The 271-nt window shown below is 65.3% G+C and carries 1 protein-coding gene; it reads left to right on the forward strand.

What is annotated here, in order from left to right:
- The coding region (locus ACTIFP_RS17675; RefSeq protein WP_439569988.1) for a DoxX family protein at positions 1 to 195 on the forward strand (195 nt) is incomplete at its 5' end.
- Positions 196 to 271: the final 76 nt, after the last annotated feature.

The raw sequence follows: 271 nt of genomic DNA on the forward strand, positions 1-271 counted from the left end.
CTGGTGCTCGGCCTGTTCACGCGGCTTTCCGCGCTGGCCCTGCTGGGAATGACCCTGGTCATCCAGATATTCGTCTATCCCGAGGCTTGGTGGCAGGTCCATTCCCTGTGGGTGGCGATGGCGCTGGTGCTGATCGTGCGCGGCGGCGGAAGCATCAGCCTTGATGCACCGTTGGTACGCCGGCGGACGGCATGAAGGCCGACGAACCTTCATTGGCCCGCCTGATGGCGATGGCGCAGGCGGGCGACAAACAGGCCTACGCCGCGCTACT

This window comes from Sphingopyxis sp. (genome assembly GCF_051861155.1).
GTDB lineage: Bacteria > Pseudomonadota > Alphaproteobacteria > Sphingomonadales > Sphingomonadaceae > Sphingopyxis.